At 34.8% G+C, this 21,297-nt stretch carries 9 protein-coding genes and 1 pseudogene; all 10 read right to left on the minus strand.

Annotation, left to right across the window (positions count from 1 at the left end; all coding sequences use genetic code 11):
* Window positions 1–151, minus strand: a pseudogene (locus Q0X59_RS03620) (ABC transporter ATP-binding protein); the annotation flags it as partial.
* 477 nt (window positions 152–628) lie between these two features.
* On the minus strand, window positions 629–1,855 hold the full coding sequence (locus Q0X59_RS03625; RefSeq protein ID WP_075523567.1) for a glycosyltransferase family 2 protein: 1,227 nt from the start codon (window positions 1,853–1,855) through the stop codon (window positions 629–631).
* Entirely contained in the window at window positions 1,852–3,717 is a 1,866-nt protein-coding gene (locus Q0X59_RS03630) for an AI-2E family transporter (protein WP_297643253.1), read from the minus strand. Before Q0X59_RS03630 ends, Q0X59_RS03625 begins: the two co-directional genes overlap by 4 nt.
* Before the next feature lie 416 nt (window positions 3,718–4,133).
* Complete coding sequence (gene glnA / locus Q0X59_RS03635; RefSeq protein WP_075523568.1) at window positions 4,134–5,570, minus strand: type I glutamate--ammonia ligase; 1,437 nt, start codon at window positions 5,568–5,570, stop codon at window positions 4,134–4,136.
* 234 nt (window positions 5,571–5,804) lie between these two features.
* Complete coding sequence (locus tag Q0X59_RS03640) at window positions 5,805–7,571, minus strand: ribonuclease J (RefSeq protein WP_230955913.1); 1,767 nt, start codon at window positions 7,569–7,571, stop codon at window positions 5,805–5,807.
* Window positions 7,572–8,070: 499 nt separating this feature from the next.
* A complete protein-coding gene (locus Q0X59_RS03645; protein WP_155642894.1) occupies window positions 8,071–8,241 on the minus strand; it encodes a hypothetical protein in 171 nt (56 codons plus the stop codon).
* Between the two features lie 178 nt (window positions 8,242–8,419).
* Window positions 8,420–9,841: an MFS transporter gene (locus tag Q0X59_RS03650; RefSeq protein ID WP_297643255.1), complete on the minus strand. Its 1,422-nt coding sequence runs from the start codon at window positions 9,839–9,841 to the stop codon at window positions 8,420–8,422.
* A gap of 150 nt (window positions 9,842–9,991) precedes the next feature.
* Window positions 9,992–10,681, minus strand: coding sequence for a GNAT family N-acetyltransferase (locus Q0X59_RS03655; RefSeq protein ID WP_075523571.1), 690 nt, complete (start codon window positions 10,679–10,681; stop codon window positions 9,992–9,994).
* 266 nt (window positions 10,682–10,947) lie between these two features.
* Complete coding sequence (locus Q0X59_RS03660; RefSeq protein ID WP_297643258.1) at window positions 10,948–15,702, minus strand: UvrD-helicase domain-containing protein; 4,755 nt, start codon at window positions 15,700–15,702, stop codon at window positions 10,948–10,950.
* Between the two features lie 9 nt (window positions 15,703–15,711).
* The gene (locus tag Q0X59_RS03665; protein ID WP_297643260.1) at window positions 15,712–21,162 is read right to left on the minus strand and encodes a 3'-5' exonuclease; all 5,451 of its coding nucleotides are present in this window, start codon (window positions 21,160–21,162) and stop codon (window positions 15,712–15,714) included.
* Window positions 21,163–21,297 lie beyond the last annotated feature (135 nt).

Consider the following 21,297-nt stretch of genomic DNA (forward strand, 5'->3'; position numbering starts at 1 on the left):
CAGCAACTTTCTTGCCAAAAGTCTTAACAAATCCGCGAATAGAAACCGCTGGAACTTCTGCACTATTATCACTCAAATCACTCGAATAAGTGTTTGCACCAAAAACTGGAACACTGCCAGACATATTTGCAGATGGAACAGAATCTACCATAGAAACCTCGCAATATACATATAAACGCACGCATTGCGCCACATTATTGCACAATCGCACGTTTACACCAAGGCTTCCATTATCTCATATCTTGCGTATAAACACACTACGAATTCGTTAGATTCGTCTCGTACTTGAGACATTTGTAACGCTTTTTGGCTGATTTTAGTTATATTTGTCTCACTAGTGAGGCATTTGTAACGCTTTTATCCTAAACTCGTTATATTTGCATCATTGATGAGACAAATCTAACGAATCTGAGACAAAACGAAAAGGCAGGTCATCGTTAGCGCAGATTAGCTGCGCTATTCCTCGCAGCTATTAGTAGCTGCTCGGCTGATTTGGCATGTAAAGTCCACTGGACTTTACATTTAAGCCAAATCACGCTTTGAAGGAGCTTGAAATGCGTTATGCAATTTCAAGCTCAGTCAAAGCGCTTCTCGCGCTACGCTCCAAGCGCTCCGGCAGGTTGGCGCGCTAATGTCCAGTGTGATGAATTGGCTTCCATTCACTTTTAGAGAAAACAGCTTGGAATGAAATCGGTACGTATGAAAGCATAAAGATTGGGAAACTTAAAGCATACGCGAACAACTCTTTACTAGTTGCTCCAAGCTTACGATGCTCTACAATAACAGTAAGCGAAACAAAAATCATCATACCAATAACACTGCTAAAAGTAGTGATAATGAAATTACTAACTGCTTCAACCTGACTCATCCAAGTCACGAATCCGCATGCAGCAAATATGAATCCTAAAATAAGTCGAATAATTGCAAGTACCATGAACGGGCAAAGAACAAGCGAAAAATCAACTGACGAAAAATCGCGCTCTTGAATACCGTGCTTTATTAAAGCAGAACCATAATATCTAAATACTTGCAAAAAGCCTTTACTCCAGCGCAATCTCTGACGCCAACTTTGACTAAACGACACAGGTTGCTCGTCATAAAGCACAGCTGAACCACAATATCCAACGCGATCCCCATGAAGAATAGAATCCATTGTAAATTCAAGATCTTCCGTAAGAAGGTGGAACTTCCATCCACGGTTTCTATGCATAATCTCGCGAGAGAACATAAAACCAGTACCGCCAACATGGCAACTAGAGCCAAAAAGCATACGAGAATTATTAGTAAATCGCGATTCTCGTATAAACCATAATGCAGAACCAGAAGACACCCAATTATCTGAAAGATTAACTGAATTTCTATAACTTGTAAGTATTTGGAATCCAGCATGGAATCCTTTATTCATCTCTTCAAAGTAATGCTTATCTAAACGATTATCTGCATCGAACACAAAATAAGCGTCATATATTTGATCTTTTCCTTTTTCCATAATGTGATCAAGAAGGAAACTCAAAGCATATCCCTTACCAATATGCTTTTTATCAAATCTTTCTAACACATTACATCCAAGATCTCTGCCTACTTTAGCAGTGTTATCAGTACAATTATCTGCAACTAACCAAATATCTATAAAATCTTGATTGTATGTCTGCTCTTTAATTGAATTTATAAGATTGCCTATTACAGCTTCCTCATTACGAGCAGAAATCAATACAGCATAATGCTTATCCATAGGAGCATCTGGAAATTCAATTGGTTTTGCAACAAGCGAAGCTACAGCGCATACAGCTTGATACAGCACATTCGCTACGCCAATTAGTATAACGAGTACGTCAAAAACAGATAATAATATCATTTCTTCCAGTTGCTCCGTGGATTGTTATGTGTAATATTTTTAACACTATCGCAAAAAGTAGATTTTTTAGCATGAGAACCGCTTATTTTACGAGAAGAATTTACTCCTGAACTATCTACAGGCGATTCGGTTTCTTCCATGTTGTCAATAGATGCATCGCCATTACTTTCATTATCACTTTCGCAACTACTCTCGTTATTATCTTCTCTACTATTTGAATCATTATTATTGTCACCAGCTACATCATCGTTATTGCTTACTTTATTGCTTACACAATTATTTACTTCATCATTAATTGTATTGCTAACTCTATTAAGCATTTCTCGAGATATTACCATCGTAGATAATTCAACATCGTTAGAATCAACACTTTCATTAGAGTTTAGAAGATTTGAAGAATTTGAATTTATATCATCTACAGATACAGAATTTTCTTCACTATTACCAGCACTACCAGAATTACCAGCACTACCAGAATTACCAGCATTACCAGAATTACCAGCGTTATTATACGTTATCGAATCATTACTAGAATCGTAAGCTTGCTTATACCAATAAAGCAAATCGTCATTCATAGTCACACGAGAAGTAGATCCTTTAAGCACGCGAGATACACTATCTCGAACAGGTTTAACTATGTTGTTTCCAATAGCTTCAGCACCTGTAACAACGATCGTTTTACGATCAGGCTTAGGATCTTGCATCAAAGGAGAATCAATAATCTCATATCTTTTCGTATAAACTTTGAAAATCGACTGAAGACTTGCACTAATAGGTAAAGCTAAGAAAGCTCCTAACGCGCCAAAAATTGCACCAAAAACTAAAACGGAAAGAAAAGCTATTGCAGGATTCAAATCCATAGTTTTTTCTGAAATTTTAGGAGAAATTACCATATTTTCAATCTGCTGATAGATTGTTACAAAAACTAAAGTAGCTAAAGCAGTACCAAATCCATTCGAACTCCAAGCGAATATAATTGGCAAAGCTCCACCTAAATACGTACCTATAGTTGGAACAAATTGTGAAACAATTCCACAGAATAACGAAAGCGGCAACCAATACGGAACTTTCATACAGATAAGAAATATTGCAGTTCCAACAGCATTTATTAGCGCAAGTATAATTCTTGAAAAAAGAAAACTCGAAATCTGTTCTTGAACAATCGACCAAATAAACACAAAACGACGCTGAGATTTAGGATTCAACCAGCAGCACAAACTACGGCGCATCTTAGGACCTGCAGCAGAAATATAATATGTGACCATAACTATAGTGAGTAAATCAAGCAAACTTGTAAACAAGCCCCAAGTAGTGTTAAGAGCAAAACCACCGAAATCAACAACCCATGAAGTTTGTATATTTTTCAATACTTCTACTATTAGTTGCTCAATATTAGGAAGTCTTACATGTGTTACATTTAATACTACTTTCGCAACTTGCTCATAAAGCTTAGGAAAACCACTAACCATAGAAATAGCCTGCTGCACAAACAAATTCCCAAAAAGACCTAAAAGTAAGCCAGCAGATACTATTAAACTGAATAATGTAACGCCTGCAGCAGCACCGCGTTTCCAACCATGTTTTACCAATTTAATTACTAGCGGTTCCATAGCTAGTGCAATGAACATTGAAACTACAACATCGAACACAACAAACGATACATTTGCCCACGCAAACCATATAAAAATAGCTATAAACGCAAATATTACAACATATAAAAGCGCACGAGATAGCCAATCAGGAGGTCTTCTATCATCGCCTTTTACAGGAAACAGCGATGCTAAATCTAGTTTCTCACTACTAGCGTTTTGATCGCCACAATGATTTAGACGATTATCCAAATAAGATTTGCGATTACTCATAGGCTCTATTGTAATGGAATACACTATTTTGACCTAGCTAGACACGACCTAGCTAGACACGAATTATTAAAATACTTCTTAATATTTTTAATAAATGTGCTAAAAAACGAATTATAGTTTAATTTACAACGTATTCTTTGCTATTAGTTAGGCAGAGATTTAAGATTTTTCGCCCTGAATGAGATGAACCTCAGCATCTTTGATGGTGATTCATCGAATGAAGAAGAAAAATCGAAAAATCTCAGTGATTAACCGAAGATTAAAAGACTAAACATGCAAAGAGCTCTCGGAGTTTCTCTTAGAGCAATGTAAAAATCTTGCGATGAGAGAAACTCCGAGAGCTCAGCAACAACAAATAGAATGATTCTGTAAAATTCTACTTTTCTAGCACGCTTAAAATCAAAATTTATATAAAATCAGATGTGGAAGTAAAGCTCATACTCGAGAGGAGTTGGAGCTAAACGAGCCAAATCCATTTCACCATGCTTTAGATCAAGCCAAGTATCAATTAAATCACTTGTGAATACATCGCCTTGTTGCAAGAAGTCATGATCTTCTTCCAAAGCTTGCAAAGCTTCACCAAGCGAAGAAGGAACTTGTTTAATACCTTCATGTTCTTCAGGAGGTAACTCATACAAATCTTTGTCGATTGGAGCTGGTGGCTCAATATGATTCATAATTCCATCTAAACCTGCCATAAGCTGTGCTGAGAAGGCTAAGAATGGATTGCAAGAAGGATCTGGAGCACGGAATTCAATGCGCTTAGCTGAAGGAGCTGTACCAGCTAGTGGAATTCGGATTGCAGCAGAACGATTACGAGCTGAGTAAACCAAATTCACAGGAGCTTCGTATCCTGGAACCAAACGGTGATAAGAGTTCAATGAAGGGTTAGTAAACGCTAACACAGAAGAAGCGTGCTTAATTAAGCCTCCAATATACCAACGAGCAATATCTGAAAGTTGAGCATAACCTGTTTCAGAGTAGAAAAGCGGCTTACCATCTTTCCACAAAGACTGATGGCAGTGCATTCCAGTACCATTATCTCCTGCAATTGGTTTTGGCATAAAGGTTGCAGCTTTACCAGCTAATGCAGCAGTTTCATGAACAACATACTTATACTTCATCAAATCATCGCCAGCATGCACAAGCGTGTTATAACGATAGTTGATTTCTTGCTGCCCTGCACCGCCAACTTCGTGGTGAGATCTTTCAAGAATCAAGCCAACTTTTTGCAAATTGGCTACCATATCATCTCTCAAATCCTGATTGTGATCAATTGGTGGAACTGGGAAGTATCCGCGCTTGACGCGATTCTTAAATCCAATATTGTTACTTCCGTCATCTTCCGTATCAACTCCAGAATTCCAAGGAGCTTCGTTAGAATCAACTTCATAGAATGAGCATTGCATATCGTTAGCAAAACGCACTTTATCGAATATAAAGAATTCAGCTTCAGGTGCAAAACTTGCTGTATCTGCAATACCTGTTGATTTCAAATATGCTTCAGCTTTGAGAGCAACTTGACGAGGATCGCGCGAATATGGCTCATTCGTAACAGGATCAACAATCGAAAAAGCAACATTCAAAGTCTTATGCTTACGGAAAGGATCAATATAAGCAGTATCAACATCTGGGACTAAGTTCATATCAGATTCGTTAATAGCTTGGAATCCTTGCATTGAAGATCCATCAAAAGGCATACCGTCTGTGAAAGCTCCATGCAAGAATTCGCTAGCTGGAACAGTGAAATGCTGCTGTACGCCAATCAAATCAGTAAATCGCACGGATACGTATTCAATGCCTTCTTTTTTAATCAAAGCCTCGGCATCTTCTTTAGTTTGCAAAGTGGTCATGCCACAATCCTTTCATAAAATAGTCATTAAATAGTTTAGATGCCTGTACTATATTTTTGATTTCAACAACTCTACTATCACGTTACTTTTTTGTTTCATATTCCTGAAAATTTATTTTTATGTAATTTTTTATGTAATTTTTTACGCAATTTTTATTCTTATTTTTTTAACTTTACGTAACTTTGGTTTTATTACATGCATTTACATATAGGAATTATTAACAAACTATTTTATTTACTTAAGAAAATTATCTTTACAATCTTCTGACGCAACATCTGCAACAACAGGAACTATCATTGGCTTCCTACGCAAAGCGCGCGCAATCCAACCTCCAAGAACTCGTCTCATAATTTGTTGCAACTTATAAGTATCGCGCTCTCCATGAATCATAGCATCTTCTAATTGTTGAACTATTTGATGACGAATCTTTTCAAAATCAGACTCATCCTCAGCCATAGCATTAACAAAAATCTTTGGCCCGCTTACAACATCACTTTTGTTAGTATCTACTACAACAAAACTAGAAACAAAGCCTTCTGTACCAAGAATCCTACGCTTTTCAAGCTCTTCGTCTGTAAGCTCACCTACAGAATCGCCGTCAACATAAACATAACCGCATGGAACTGAACCAACTACAGCAGCGTTTCCATGATATAAATCAACCACGTCACCGTCTTCAGCTAGAACAACATTTTGCGGATCAACACCAGTTTTAACAGCAATCAAACCATTTGCAACTAAATGTCTATGTTCTCCGTGAATTGGCATAGCACACTTCGGTTTAACAATGTTATACAAATAAAGCAACTCACCTTCATTACAATGACCAGAAACATGAATTGCAGCATTATCTTTGTTAATAACACGAGCGCCCATCTGCACAAGTTTGTTAATAACCTTATAAACTTCATGCTCATTACCAGGTATAAGCGAACTTGCAAGAATTACAGTATCAAATTCATTAACTGTAATATCTCTATGGCTTCCGTCTGCAATTCGCCCAAGAGCAGCCATAGGCTCACCTTGAGAGCCTGTACACATGTAAACAAGCTTATCGTCTTGAATATCTTTAGCCTGTTTCAAATCAACAACAGTATTTTCCGGAATATGCAAATAGCCTAAATCTGCTGCAATAGACATATTACGAACCATAGAACGGCCAACAAAAACAACTTTTCTGCCGAATTTATGTGCAGCATCAACTACTTGTTGCACTCTATGAACATGGCTTGAGAAGCTTGCAACAATAATTTTTCGAGTAGCTTCAGAAAAAGCACGATCCAAAGCTGGTCCAATAGTAGTTTCAGGTTTAACAAATCCTGGAACTTCAGCATTCGTAGAATCAGCCATAAGCAAGTCAATACCTTGCTCACCTAAACGTCCAAACTCAACTAAATCAGTAATACGGTGATCTAGTGGGAGCTGATCCAGCTTAATATCACCAGTATCAATAATCGTACCGGCAGGAGTTTTAACACATACAGCAAGAGCATCTGGTATAGAATGCGTTACAGTAATAAATTCCAAATTAAAAGGTCCAATTTTAATTTTTTCTCGACCTTCAACTTGAATCATCTTAGGTTCTATTTTATGTTCATTGCATTTAGCTTCAACAAAAGCTAGAGTCAGCTTTGAACCAATCAATGTGATATCTGGACGCATTTTAAGCAAATATGGCACACCACCAATATGATCTTCATGACCATGCGTTAATACCAATGCTTCTACTTTATCTAAGCGATTTTGAATATAGTGAAAATCAGGTAGGATTAAATCAACACCAGGCTGCTCTTCTTCAGGGAACAAAACACCACAATCTATTAGCAGAATATGGCCGTTATACTCTATAACGTTCATATTGCGACCAATTTCACCGAGTCCTCCTAATGGAACAATTCGCATAGAACCTTTACGATATTTTGGCGGAGCAATTAAAGAGCCTTCACGCTGATCGTTTACAACAGGAGGAAGAATATTAGCTCGAGATGTTTTACTTTGCATACGCAATTTATTTTTATTGGATTTAGCACTTTCACTTTGCATAGATTTTTTATCTTTTTTCACTAACTTACTCGCATTTTTCTTATTTTTTGTCTTATTGCTTTCTTTCACAATTTGCGATTCAAGCTCAGCAACTGCTTTATTAGCTAATTCATCAACTTTAGCCTTACCAGTCGCAAATAAATCATTTACAGATGATTGCTCATCTGAAAGCATATAAGATTTCAATTGATTTTCTCACTTATCACTAAATGAAAATCCACATTATTTCTAGCTATCCAAAAGCAAATCGCCAAAACAAGTTTCCAACTCATAACATTTTAACAACAAATCATGGCTTAAATTTTTGCATCATAACACTCACACACGCAATATTTACTAGAAATAAATAACTATTTTATAAAAAGTAAATAATTCTAAACGAGCGCTTCGTTAATGGATCAGCTCTATAAAACGTTATAAATTCCGGATTAACAAAAATATTGTATTAAGAACAAAACTAATGGCGATTTTTGAACCAGATTTCAACTCCAATACCAATAGCAACTATAACAATAGCGAAAATAAAAATACCAATAACTGCAGCTCCAGTTGTAACTAATGAAGACTGACCAGTTGAAAAGTTCGCTGCCGACAAAACCTGATCCACTAAATTATTATGCTCAAACATAATATACCCCCTGTTTATAAAACAGTATCAAATCCATTAAATCACACACATATGCTCACAATTAACAAATCTATATTTTGCGTGTGAACATATTCAAGCATGAATCTACACTTACATCTAATTATAAGCACAAATCAAATTTTGTTGCCCCAGATATTACAATGATTCCACAAAATTATTATTTTTGTTTTCTTCGCTTAAGAATTATCACAATAAACCATCCAAGAACAGCAAACGGAATAGCTACAAGAGTTGCAATCCAAGGAACAGACATTCCAACGTGTATATTCCAAGTATCAATAACCCAGCCAGCAACCATAGAACCGAGCGATGAACCGACAGCAGAAGCCGTAGGAAGCCATGAAAGACCTTCTGTAAGAGAATATTCTGGAATCGTTGCTTTAACAATCAAATTTGCTGTGGCAAAAATTGGAGATACGCATAATCCTGAAAGAACTTCAAAAATACTCAACACTAGCAAACGATCTAAATTGATACACATAAGAATGTATCCGAGAGTAAGCAAAGTTAGGAACACTATTAAATGAGACCAATTCGATCCGCGGAATTTATGAGATCCAAAAATCATCGCACCTACAAGCGAGCCACAAGCGAATAACGCAAGCTGCAAACCGATATGATCTTCTAAACCTTGAGATTTCAATGCTGCTGTAACAGAAAGATCGAAAGCACTAAAGCTCATGTTAAAAATCAAGAACATAACAAGTAACGGTATAATTCCTCTATAAAGCAATACGTTCTTAGTTTTTCTATTAGATTTAGAAGTATGTAATTGTTTTAAGCTCAATTTATCTATTAAACTGTTATTTTTACTATTAGCGTTCGCACTAGAATTGTCAATGGACGCAGCATTTCGAACATTATCAGAATCTGCATAAACATCTTTAACAGCTTCTCTTACATCTTCATCATATGAAGAAGCAGATTCTATTTGCACAACTTCCATAACAGTAGGCTGAGTATTACGCAAAGAAAAGAACCAAGAACCGCCGATTCCACTAGCTAGAACTGGAATAAATAATTGAGATACAGGATGTACAGAAGTAGCTAACCACGCAGAAAGAATAGGTCCAAAAATAAAAACTATTTCATCAATTCCTGATTCAAGTGCATATGCAACATTAAGTAAAGAATCATCCTTTTCTGAGCGCAATGTATATGCCCATCGAGTACGAACAAGAGCACCAAACGCGAATTGCGTAACACCCATAACAATTGCGAGCGCAAATAATAGAGTTAAAGGCACATGGAATAGAACTGCAACAGCAAATCCTAACATAGCAATGATTTGTACAGAAAGTGCTATTGTTCCAATCTTCTTTTGACCAAATCTATCAAAAAGTTTTGCATAAAGCGGTGTTACTGCAGCTTGAGCTAACACATATGATGCTGCCATAGCTCCAGCAACAGTCCAATTTTTATAAAGATTGTTTATAGCTAGAACTATTCCTAAACCCATCATTGACATCGGCAATCTCGCAAGAGCGCCAGATATACAGAACGACTTAACACCTTTATGCGCAAAAAGGCGCGCGTATTGTGTAGCCGCTGTAGGCTTCTTTTGCAATGATGACGACATACATTAAACTCCCAATATCAACTAAAATTGTTTTATGTTTTCAAATTAAATAATCAAGTAATTAAGTAATTAAATAATCGAATACACTTTATTATTTTTATATTTTTATATTTTTATATTTTTATATAACTTGTTTTATTTTCTTTTTCTTTAAGCGCGAGTATTAGAACGAGCTCTAGAACGAGAAGATTTAATTCTTGGTTCACCAGAATAAATAAACAAATCACTCACTAAATTTTTAACTCGTTCAGCATCTTTTGGATGATTTTGATGCATCCATTGTGCATCTCTTTTTAAGCCATGATAATCATAAAAACTCACATCACAAGCAGTATCTGTATGCAAATAATAACGGTTCACTCCGCGATGACGCAAGTGTTGCATAGTTCTAGACCACAATCCACCGCCTACTCCATGCCCACGAGCTGCAGGAGATACTAAAAAGAGTTCTAATTCAGCTTGAGTTAAATCATTTATGTGAGATTTTGCCTCTAGTTTAGTTTCAATAGAACGCATGCTTTTAGCGCTATCTAAAGCGTCAACATAATGAATATCATTTGAAGTGCCCATCAATAATTCCTGCTTATGCAACATTTTTGCAACTTCAGGAAATATTAAATCATCGCCAAATACGCGTGTTAGAAGCAATCCTAAGAATTTATCATTATCGCATGCAATAACGCTATGTGTACAAGGCGCTAAATAGTGCAATACGAATCTTTTTGAAAGTTCTTTAGATGCATCAGATCCAACAGAATCAGAAATCCCCCATGTACGTTCATACTCATCAACTACAGCATCGAGATCACCCAGATTCATTGGGCGAAATTCAACAGCCATTTTACATCCTCAACTTTTTCTTAATACGTTTCTTGGCAGAACGCTATTCGTATATTATTACACAGTTATTATTCATGAATATTACTTCTATTATGCATAAATTTTCTATTATAGAACAGGCTTCACAAGCAAATTTTATACATATTTACATATTATTCATACATTTTGCATGATTGAACCATACTCACTCACACAAATATCATTTACTTCTCAGAGTATCAAATACCCACTATGTATGCATATTTTAAAGATTTTTAAATTATTCTTTAAGATAATTCAGACCGAATCTGTTGCTCAGTTTTTAATAGAGCGTGAATTTCGCGAGATTCTTCATTCTCCTCACTTACATAATATAGAGTTGCGTCAATTTCATCGAGTTTTGCGGAAGTCAAAGCAGAAAGCATAAGACGATACCAATCTAATTGCACTAATTTTCTTTCTATTTCTTTTTTAACAGTAGGTTTTTTACCAGTCTTCCAATCAACTACAGTAAAACGTTTAGAAGTATCTTTAGGATTTAATCCGCCTAAGAAAACTGCATCCAAAATGCCATTTAATACACGAGGATTATTCCCATTTGATTCCAAAGCATAAGAAATAGGCAATTCTGCAGCCAAAGAAACTCTTTTAGCCCAACGAGATTTAACTAATCGAGTCTTCCAAATGTTCAATAAATCTTCTCTGTCGTCTAGTTTTAAGGAGCTAATATCGCAATTGACTAAATTAGTATTATTTTCATTGTTTAATGCAATATTTTTATTTGCTAACGAATTTGCTAACGAATTTGCTAACGAATTTGCTAACGAATTTGCTAAAGCTTGCTGAGAATCAGTTAAATTATTGCGCTCAGCTAAAGCACAAACTTTTGATTCAGAGACCAAGTGTGCAAATATTGAAAGTTGCACATCAATACGAGAAATCATACTATTTGAAAAATCATCATAAGAATCTAAAATCGCACTTGAGTTATAAGTAGATGAGTCAAACTCAGAAGAACTAGAAAAGTCATAAGACTTAGAAGACTCATCAGACACAGAAGACTCATTTTTTGCGAAATTACTCATCTCTAAATTGCCAGCATTTACAAAGCTTTCAGCCCATTCATGGAATTTCGTTCCCATATCTGAATTTATAGTAGAAACTGATGGAATAGGACGTATATACGCGAGCATACGCCTGTCAATATCTCTAGAATTACTTTTATTAGAAGAATTAGAAATTTTCGCACTACGTTGCAATGTAGTAATACTTAATGCTTTAGAATTATTTTTTTCAGAATCTTCAGCTTTTTGACGTACATATTCCGCAAGATCTTTATTAGAATTATAATTTTTTAATCCAAAATCTGAATCACTAATAAACATCTTTACTCTATTCGTAAGAGAAAGATTTTCTAGATTACAAGAATTAGAGCAAGAAGAATCAGAACTAGAATTCAAGTCAGAACTAGAGCACAAACTAGAATCACTAGACGAATCACTAGAAGAATCACTAGACGAATCATCTATATTACTTTTCATCAAACGAACAGACTCATTTAAAGTATCTTCTAAATCTTTGCTCAAAGTAATAGGCCATGGCAACACAATATTTCCAATAGATGCAGGCTGATTTGTACGCTCTTGCAAAACGTCAGCCAATTTAGAAGCATATTCACCAACAGCAATTCCAAAATTAGAACATGATTCATCGCATACTTCATCTTCTACATCAGCAGACTTCACATCATCTGACTGCATATCATCAGACTTAACATCAGCAGACTTATTCAAAATAATCTTTTTATATTCACTAGTTTTATCATTAAAAGTATCAGATTTTAAATTCTCACAATCAGATTCCATATTATAAAGAGAATTTAAAGCTTCTTTCATAAAAACAGAAAGTTTCATATCAGACTTTGCGTCATCGCTAGCCATTTGTGTTGTTCGAGCACAAGTTAGCATAGTAGCAAATTGAGCACGAGTCATAGCAACATAAAGCAAATGCCTTTCTTCCATATGAAGTTGATTGCCACGTTCTTCAGATTGAGTCAAAATATCGCAATTATTTCTATATATTTCTTTAGTATCATCAGACAAAAACTGATCAAGATCTACTCCGCTTTCAATAGCATCACTTTCATATACATACTTAGCTAAAGAACGCAAAGCAACACGGCGATTAGTTTTAATCTCATCATAAATTTTTTCTACGCTATCATATTTTTTCAATGACTCAAGAGGATGCATACCAGAACTCAGACTAGCATCGTGAGGAAAATGCGGTAAATTACCTGAATCAACTCGCAAAGGCACAGGAACAGACGATGCATATTCGATCGGAACATGCGCAGAAGACGCCAGCAAAGAAGAATCAAATATTAAATCAGCTCCACTGTTTTTAAGATTATCTATATATTCAACATCATCATCACTATCTAAAGCAAAACTAAGATTATCACCTTGACTACTAGGGAATTTTTTAGCATTAAGACCCACAACAGCAACTGCAGGCCATTGCAAACCTTTAGATTGATGAACTGTCATCATCACTACTTGAGCATTATCATCTTCTATAGAATCTGCAGAATCAAAATCATCACTTGATTCAATCCAAGACATAAGACCCTTTAAAGAAGGTTTTTGCCACTCACCCATCTCTTGAATATAAGTATCTGTAATAGAATTCAAAGAATCTAGTGTGGAATGCATAGCATGCAATACGTTTTCACGGTTTATACAATCGTCTTTTATACATGATGCAACAGCTGAATCAATATCCACATTCAACGCTTCAACTGCAACACGCATAACATCATTCAAAGAATTATTACAAGCACGAGTAACAGTTTGCAACATATCGCTTACTCGCCTAACAACAGCATAACCATGTTTACTTAATTTATTGTATAATTCACAAACAGTATTATTTGAATTATTTGAATCATTTGAATCACTTGAATCACTTGACTTTTTGCTACTGTTATTATATTTTATTCCACTCTTGTTTTTATATTTAAAAGGATTTTCTGGAATATTTTGCATAAATATATCTGCTAAAAATACTCCATTATCAATGCTATTTTGTGAGGAAGTATTAGATGAATTAGCACGCTGATTTTTCACAGCTTTAATCATTTCAGCTCCGCTAAGACCGTAAGGAAGCAATCCAGCTTGCACGTAAATATCGTATTTGTATTTAATATTTGCGTCATTCGCAATATTTGCAAGAGTTTTCAAATCTTTTGCAGACAATGAAAATCTTGGAGTTGCGAGCAATCGCATAAGAGAGGAAGAGCAACTGTGATCATTTACAACATTCAATAAAGCAAGAACGTCTTTTACACAAGGATCTTCTTTTGCTGACGAACAACCAACTACACTAACTTTTAAGCCAGCAGATCGTAAAGCATCTGCATACAAAGGCATAGACAACTTACTTCTAAATAATATTGCTACTCTAGGCTTTAATGGATTGCGATTTTCATCTGCAGGAAATGGCGTTAAAGTAGGATCCGAAAATAGTTTTGCAAACCTAACTACAGCTTCAATTTCTTGATATTTAGTTGGCATTACTACAGCTGCTACTGTTCCTAAAGTAGCATTATCCATAGGTTTCAAAACTTCTACATCAACTTCACGATGTTCAACACTACTTTTATTTTGTAGTTCAGAATCACGCATAGGTTTCGTCAAATCATTAGCTAGTTTAAGAATAAGATGAGCATTTCTACGAGTAGTAGTTAAAGAACACTCAGATAAATTACTTTCTAAATCATTAACAGGATTTAAAGTATTAGCATCAGAGCTTAAATTTTTATCAATTTTAGATTTGAAAGAATTCTTAAAAGCAATAAAAGCGCCAGAACTAGCTCCACGAAAACCATAGATAGCTTGGAACGGATCTCCAACTGCAGTAATATAAGTTTCATTTTTATTTACAATACCATCTTTGCAAATATCAGTATTATTATTAAACAGCCTATTTATTAGCATCGATTGAGTAGTAGAAGTATCTTGATATTCATCTAACAAAACTTGCTTATATTGTTCTCTGTATTGGATTGCAATAGAAGGAAAATGCGTGACTAAACGATACGCTGCAATAGTAAAATCACTGAATTGTGCCATATTTGCCTTATGTTTAGCTTTATCGAAATCTAAAACTAAATCAAGTAAAATATTGCGCTTTTTTGCAGCACTAATAAGATTCATGCATTCTTCAACGCATGCATTTTCCCAATATTTTTCAAATTTATTACATGCTTTCTTAAAAAGCTCATTTTTTTCTTCAACTGACTTACTTTTAGCTTTACTATATTTAGGAATAGCAATATCACTACTAGAATTTTCTTCCAAAGTTTTATTTTCAACAATTTTATTCATAAACTGAAGAAAATCATTATTCCAAGCACGAATTTTATCAACAGCTTGAACAACGCTATCGCAAACATTACCTTGAGAATCGACACCAATCATTGAACAAGCAATATTTGAATAAAGACTTAAAACATCTTTACATAAAGAATTGAAGTTATATAACGAAATAACACTATCAGAAGAATACAAATCCAAGCTTGCACTATTTTTATCTAAATAATCTCCAACAACAGACTTAATCAACTCATAAGCGCCAGCATTACTTAAAGGCATAACATTTTGACTAAAACCAATAAGTATTCCATATTTACGCACAATTGATTGGAAGAACGAATCATAAGTCATAACTTCTGGCTTTAAGAATGAATTTGACGAAGATTTACTTACAGCTGCAGAAACTCGAGATAACAACTCAGAGGCAGCTTTGTTAGTAAAAGTAAGACCAAGAATTGATTCGGGAGCAACACCTTGATTTATCAATGCAATTACTCGTTGAGTCATTGTGAAAGTTTTACCACTACCAGCTCCAGCAACAACAAGAATATTTGAGTCTGAAGGTGAATTTATAACACGCGATTGTTCGTCACTAAACACGATTTTTTCGCTTTTAACTTGCACATTTTCTTGCAATTTTTCGTTTAATACTTGTTCGCTCATCATATTCACCGTCTACTTAACATCATCACTAACAGAGTTGAGTTCACTATTTAACTTTTTTGCTTCTTCTATTGCACTTCTAACTTCATATACAGTGTCACTTTTACCAGAGCAAGAAGGACAAGTTGTTCCACACTTGCAATTAGCAATATGCTCTTTTTCAGGTTCGCGCTCAAATGATTCTACTAAGCATGCACTAGCAGCAAAAAATACTCTAGAAATCATCATAAGAGACCATTGAGCTTGAGATCCAAGATTTATAAAATCTTGCCAATCAGATTCATCAACATCTATAGGCTTCAAATCCACATATAAATCAGGTAAACAGTAAAGCCTATCAGCACTAGAGTACCCAGAACGCTTATCTATTTTATTTGTATTTAACTTATCTCCAGCAAATAACGCAGGCTGAGACATATTTTCAGCCATATTTCTGCTTTCAGCAGGATAATTTTTATTAACTACATGGAAAAGCATGCTGCCAGAAATATTACGTTTACGAGCCAAACTCAACACGTTTAACATTTCTTTATCTATAGGAGAATCTTTAGTTTTAGAATGATTATGATTTGATTGCAAAAATTCTTCTACTTCTTTCTCGTCAAAATACTCAAGCAAAGTTGCACGCGCAAATTCACAATCTGAACTAAAGAAATGCAAAGCCAATTGATAACAAACTAATTGCAAATCAGAAAAAACTTCTTTTTCTGATGGAACAATACCAGTTTTATAATCAATCAATCTTATTGACTCACTAGTTATTTGAGATTCAATATTTTCAGAGCTATTTTCAGAGCTATTTTCCGCACTATTACTGAGATTAGCTCTCGAACCAGTAAGAGCAGCAGAGTCAGACGCAGCAGAGTCAGACGCAGAGTCATTGTCATTTGCGCAAGATCTAACTTCCATTCGATCCATTCGCCCAGAAAGTCGAACTAAAATATCTTCATTATTTTTCGTAGGCCATCCACCTACAAGGAATCCCATAATAGAACGAAGACTATTTAGTTTTTTAGACTCTTCAGGAGTCAAATTTGAACACAAATTCCCATTGCTATCAATACTTTTTCTAGGATTAAAATCAACACCCAAAGTCTTGTAATAAATTCGAGCTATATCTTCAAATCCAAAAGTAGCACGCAATTGACATTCATTATAAGAACGTTTTAAAGTACCAAAATAACCTAAAGCATAATGCCCTTTAGACTTTTTATCAACAGAGTTGTCATATCCAATAACTCTACCTAAATCGTCTTTTAAAATATTTCTAGCACTATATGAGCCACTAGCAGATTCAACAAAATAATTTGCAATATCGTAAAGAGCTTTATCAACTTTTCTTTTATTAGTTAAATACATATAGCGACTGCGCACATTTTCATCAACAGAAGAAGTCTTTTCAATCTCTTCATAATACTTACGCATAGTATTAGCAATATGTTTTACTGCATTAACGTAATCTTCTTCACTTTTTTCATCATATCTTCCAATAAATTGTGGATAATTCTCACGTAAATAACGCGTATCTAATAAAGCTTCATTACTTGCCCAACAAGCTGTGTTGTGTATTAAAGTACCAAAACTCGCGCTTGTACTAGATTTTTGTGGGCCGCTGAATTCATTTTCAAGCATAGCGCACACAGGACAATTCCATAAAGCATCAACTTTAGAAGGAGAAAGACTAATAATTCGTTTAGCGCAATATACATTTTTAGCTAACTTAGAATCATCACTTAAGTTCTCAGTTAAATCCTCAGATGACGAATCTAAAGATAACGAATTCAAAGACAACTCCTCAGATAACTCAGGCACATCAGAAGAATCAGACGCAGAATCAGACGAAGAATCAGACGCATCAGAATGTTTATTAACAAAATCCCAAGTTTCAAAATCTGCAGCTTTAACTCCATGATCTTTCAATAATTTCAAAGCGCAAAGCGCATCATCAATCTTCTTCTTATCACAATCTTTAATAGCACACATCAACTGAGCTCGAGCAACGCATACTAAAGATCTAGCATCTGTATCAATAGACGCTAATTTATGATCAATCGGCGTATATAAAGCTGAACCATCATCATCACTCAAGAATTGAGAAGGCATATACCTGAACAAAAAATCAGATGGAACTAAATCATCATTACGAACTGCACTAATATACAATTGACTTTTTGCACGCGTTACTGCAACAAAGAAACTTCTCTGCTCACTTGTATAAACAGAAGTTTTAGAGTTTACAGATATACCAAAACTACTTTTCATATCAATAGAAAGCGGACGATTTAGCATTTTAGCAATTCGCTTATTTATAGTCATATCAACTAAAGATTCAGCGCCAAACATCGTATTACGAGCTTCAACATTCGGCCAAACATTTTGTTGAACTTGAGGAATCCATACTAATTTCCAACGCTTTCCAGCAGAACCAGCAGGAGTTGCGAGAGTTACAGCATCTAGCAAAGGAGCGACTCGAGCAAGAGAATCTGCCTGAATTTCTAAACCTCTAACTTGTTCAATGAACCTGTTAATAGCACCAGTAAGATTTCCAGTTATAGGCTTGTATTCAATAGCAGAAGACATGTTTTGTTCTGTCATATTAAACTCTTTTGCATACGAGAATAATCTCATAGCTGCATCCAAACGACTGTTCGCAATACGACCAGAATCATTATTTTGTAAAGAAATAATCTGCCATTTTTCAGCAACTGAACAAATATTCCATGCTTGCGAAAGCACATATTTTGGCTCCACTAAAGTAGGATTACATTTCATACTATTTGCCAAATTATAAATTAACTTACATGCATAACTAAGAGCCATATTGTGACTACTAGAAGGACTCATATTATGCAATAAAGTTAATAACGAAATCTTAGTAATTTTTCGCTTAGCTTTATTGTTAATGCAATACTCATCATTTAACGATTCGCATTCATCTTCATCGCTATTGATATTGCTATCATCTTTGATGCAAGAATTATTATCTAAAGAATCCGAATCATATAAGCTTTCGCATAATTCACATAAAATAAGCAAGTAACATAAATCTACACACTCAACAATATTTGAAGAATTATTTACATCTTTGGTTTTAGCATCATCTTTCGTATTAGACGAGTTCTGAGCAGAATTTTCAGAATTTTCAGCAGATTTTGCAGAATTTTGATCTACTTTTTCGAAAGAATTTTGATCTATATTTTGATTTGAATTTTCATCTGCATCCTGATTTGTTTCATCAATAATTCGATCATCAACAACATAATTTTCAGTATCTTCACTAGAATTACTGCACATTTTATCTTTTAGCAAATTAAATTCATCAAATATTTTTCGCAAAGGAGAAGAATCATAATCTGAATTTTTCTCTGAACTCAAAGACATCATTGAGTTAAGAGATGCCATAGATCTCATGACATTTTCTACGCTAGACATATTTGCAGGAATAGCATTATTTGAAGAATACGAAGAAATTCCTACATCATAAATATTACTATTTGCATTTTCACTATATGCACTGTTATTCTTATGCTTCGTTCTCAAAGTGGATTTAGAAGAATCTTCACAATATTCGTTTTGAACTAAAGGACTATTTACAAAATCAATAATTCTGCAACGAACATATGACGCTAGTTCATGCAACGTAAGAGTACCAACAGATATTTCACGAGAGATATCGTCTAATCCACGAAGACTTAACTGAGCTAACTCAATCATCGCAAATAAACCTTGCACAAAAGGCTCATCCGATAACGTTCTTTTAACAGACGAATATCGCACAGGAACGCCATCACGCAATAATCTTTCGCCAAAAAGCCTAACTGTATCGTTATCATGCGCGATTAACGCAATGTCACTCCACTTACAATTAGAATCCAAATGAGCACGTTTAATTTGCCAAACAATCATATCTAATTCTTCGCGCGGAGAATGATATATAGAGCCATAAGCATAAGAAGAAGACTTGGAAAGATTATTTGTGCTATCTACGCTATTGTCTTGCGCACGTAGTTTCCAAAGTCGCTTAGACAGTGGCATATCTGTAAACATAAGCGATGAAATAGAAGAATCAATATTGCGAGATAAAGATTCCAAATCTATAGGATTAGAGCGTATTTGCTTAGAAACAAAAGTTGAATTATCTACAATATTTTCAGATGATTCACTTGAATTATTGAACGCAGAAGACGCAGCAGATTCAGTAGACTCCGCAGATTCAGCAGACTCAGAAGACTTAGAAGACTGAGCTGACGAATTTGCAAAAGAGCTAGAACAATCTTCACTAATAATATCTTCACTAATAATATCTTCACTAATAATATCTTCAATAGAAATAGATTTAGCTCTCAAAGAACCATTACGAGCAGCTTCAACTACATAATCAGGATACGCTCCTCTAAATGATTGAACGGATTCATCAGGATTTGCAGTTAAAACCATACGAACGCCAACACTAGATAAAGTTTCAAGAAAATTGAATCCGCCTAAAGTAACATCTTGAAAATCATCAACAACAACCATAGAAGGAATATGTGCATAACCTGATTTTATTTCAGTTAATTTTTTTACAGCTTTAGATGCTTCAACCATTAAGGTAGATGCATCATAACGCGCAGAATTTCCATATTCTTTACGCAACATATTTCTATAAGACGAACGCAATGCAAATCCAAGTTTCCATTGAACACTTAAACGTTCAACAAAGTCACGCGTGTTAAGAGCCGAATAATCACCATTAGTTAATTCTTCTAAAACACGCGATTCATCTTCTTCGCTAATTATTAACAATTCATCTAAGCGCGCAATAATATCTCTCAATTCGTGGATAAAAGCAGAACTGATAAACGTTTTATTCTTGTTATTATTACGCTCATTTAAGCTATATGAATTACTTGAATTATCGTTAGAAATATCATAATTCAATACAACTGTGTTCCATTGAGAATTATTAAAATATGTCTCAAATAATTTGCAAGTGTCACAACTGCCACTTTCACCTCTAAGAACATGCAATATATGTTCATAGACAACGCTTCTTAACAAAGAATCTTGTTCTGCTCCGTTAATAAGACGCGGAGAGGATTTATGATTTAATAAAGAAAAATCAGAAACAATTCGAAAAGCCAAAGCTGGCAAAGTCCCAACAGGTCTAGATTGGAATGATGCACCTAATTTATTGATGATTTCACTAGAATATTGGTCAGCAGATATGCGATTTTGCACGCTCATGTAAACAGGACCATATGGATTGTTTCTGCTACTAGAAGACTTTAGCGAAGAAATTGAATTAGAATAATGCAACATCGCTTTAAAAGCAGCATCAATTGCAAAACGTGTTTTACCGCTATTTGGAGGTCCAAAAACAAGCAAAGTATTTGTAATAGAATCAGAAGAATTCGAACGATTAGATTCCAGTGGTACGCTAGAACACAACTTACCTTCAAACAATGCTTGTAATTGATTCATAGCTTACCCCACTGCATTTCGTTCAAATATAATTACAATCCACAATTATACGGTGAAATCACTCTAATAATAATCATTAAACTTTTTGCACAAAAAACATATGCTATTTTTGAATAATCCTATACAGATTAAAAA

Source organism: uncultured Gardnerella sp., from assembly GCF_947280595.1.
GTDB classification, from domain to species: Bacteria; Actinomycetota; Actinomycetes; order Actinomycetales; family Bifidobacteriaceae; genus Bifidobacterium; species Bifidobacterium vaginale_A.

Coding starts and splice junctions, on each gene's coding strand:
- Q0X59_RS03625 (WP_075523567.1), bottom strand. CDS start 1,855: ATGATATTATTATCTGTTTTTGACGTACTCGTTATACTAATTGGCGTA.
- Q0X59_RS03630 (WP_297643253.1), bottom strand. CDS start 3,717: ATGAGTAATCGCAAATCTTATTTGGATAATCGTCTAAATCATTGTGGC.
- glnA (WP_075523568.1), bottom strand. CDS start 5,570: ATGACCACTTTGCAAACTAAAGAAGATGCCGAGGCTTTGATTAAAAAA.
- Q0X59_RS03640 (WP_230955913.1), bottom strand. CDS start 7,571: ATGCAAAGTAAAACATCTCGAGCTAATATTCTTCCTCCTGTTGTAAAC.
- Q0X59_RS03645 (WP_155642894.1), bottom strand. CDS start 8,241: ATGTTTGAGCATAATAATTTAGTGGATCAGGTTTTGTCGGCAGCGAAC.
- Q0X59_RS03650 (WP_297643255.1), bottom strand. CDS start 9,841: ATGTCGTCATCATTGCAAAAGAAGCCTACAGCGGCTACACAATACGCG.
- Q0X59_RS03655 (WP_075523571.1), bottom strand. CDS start 10,681: ATGGCTGTTGAATTTCGCCCAATGAATCTGGGTGATCTCGATGCTGTA.
- Q0X59_RS03660 (WP_297643258.1), bottom strand. CDS start 15,702: ATGATGAGCGAACAAGTATTAAACGAAAAATTGCAAGAAAATGTGCAA.
- Q0X59_RS03665 (WP_297643260.1), bottom strand. CDS start 21,162: ATGAATCAATTACAAGCATTGTTTGAAGGTAAGTTGTGTTCTAGCGTA.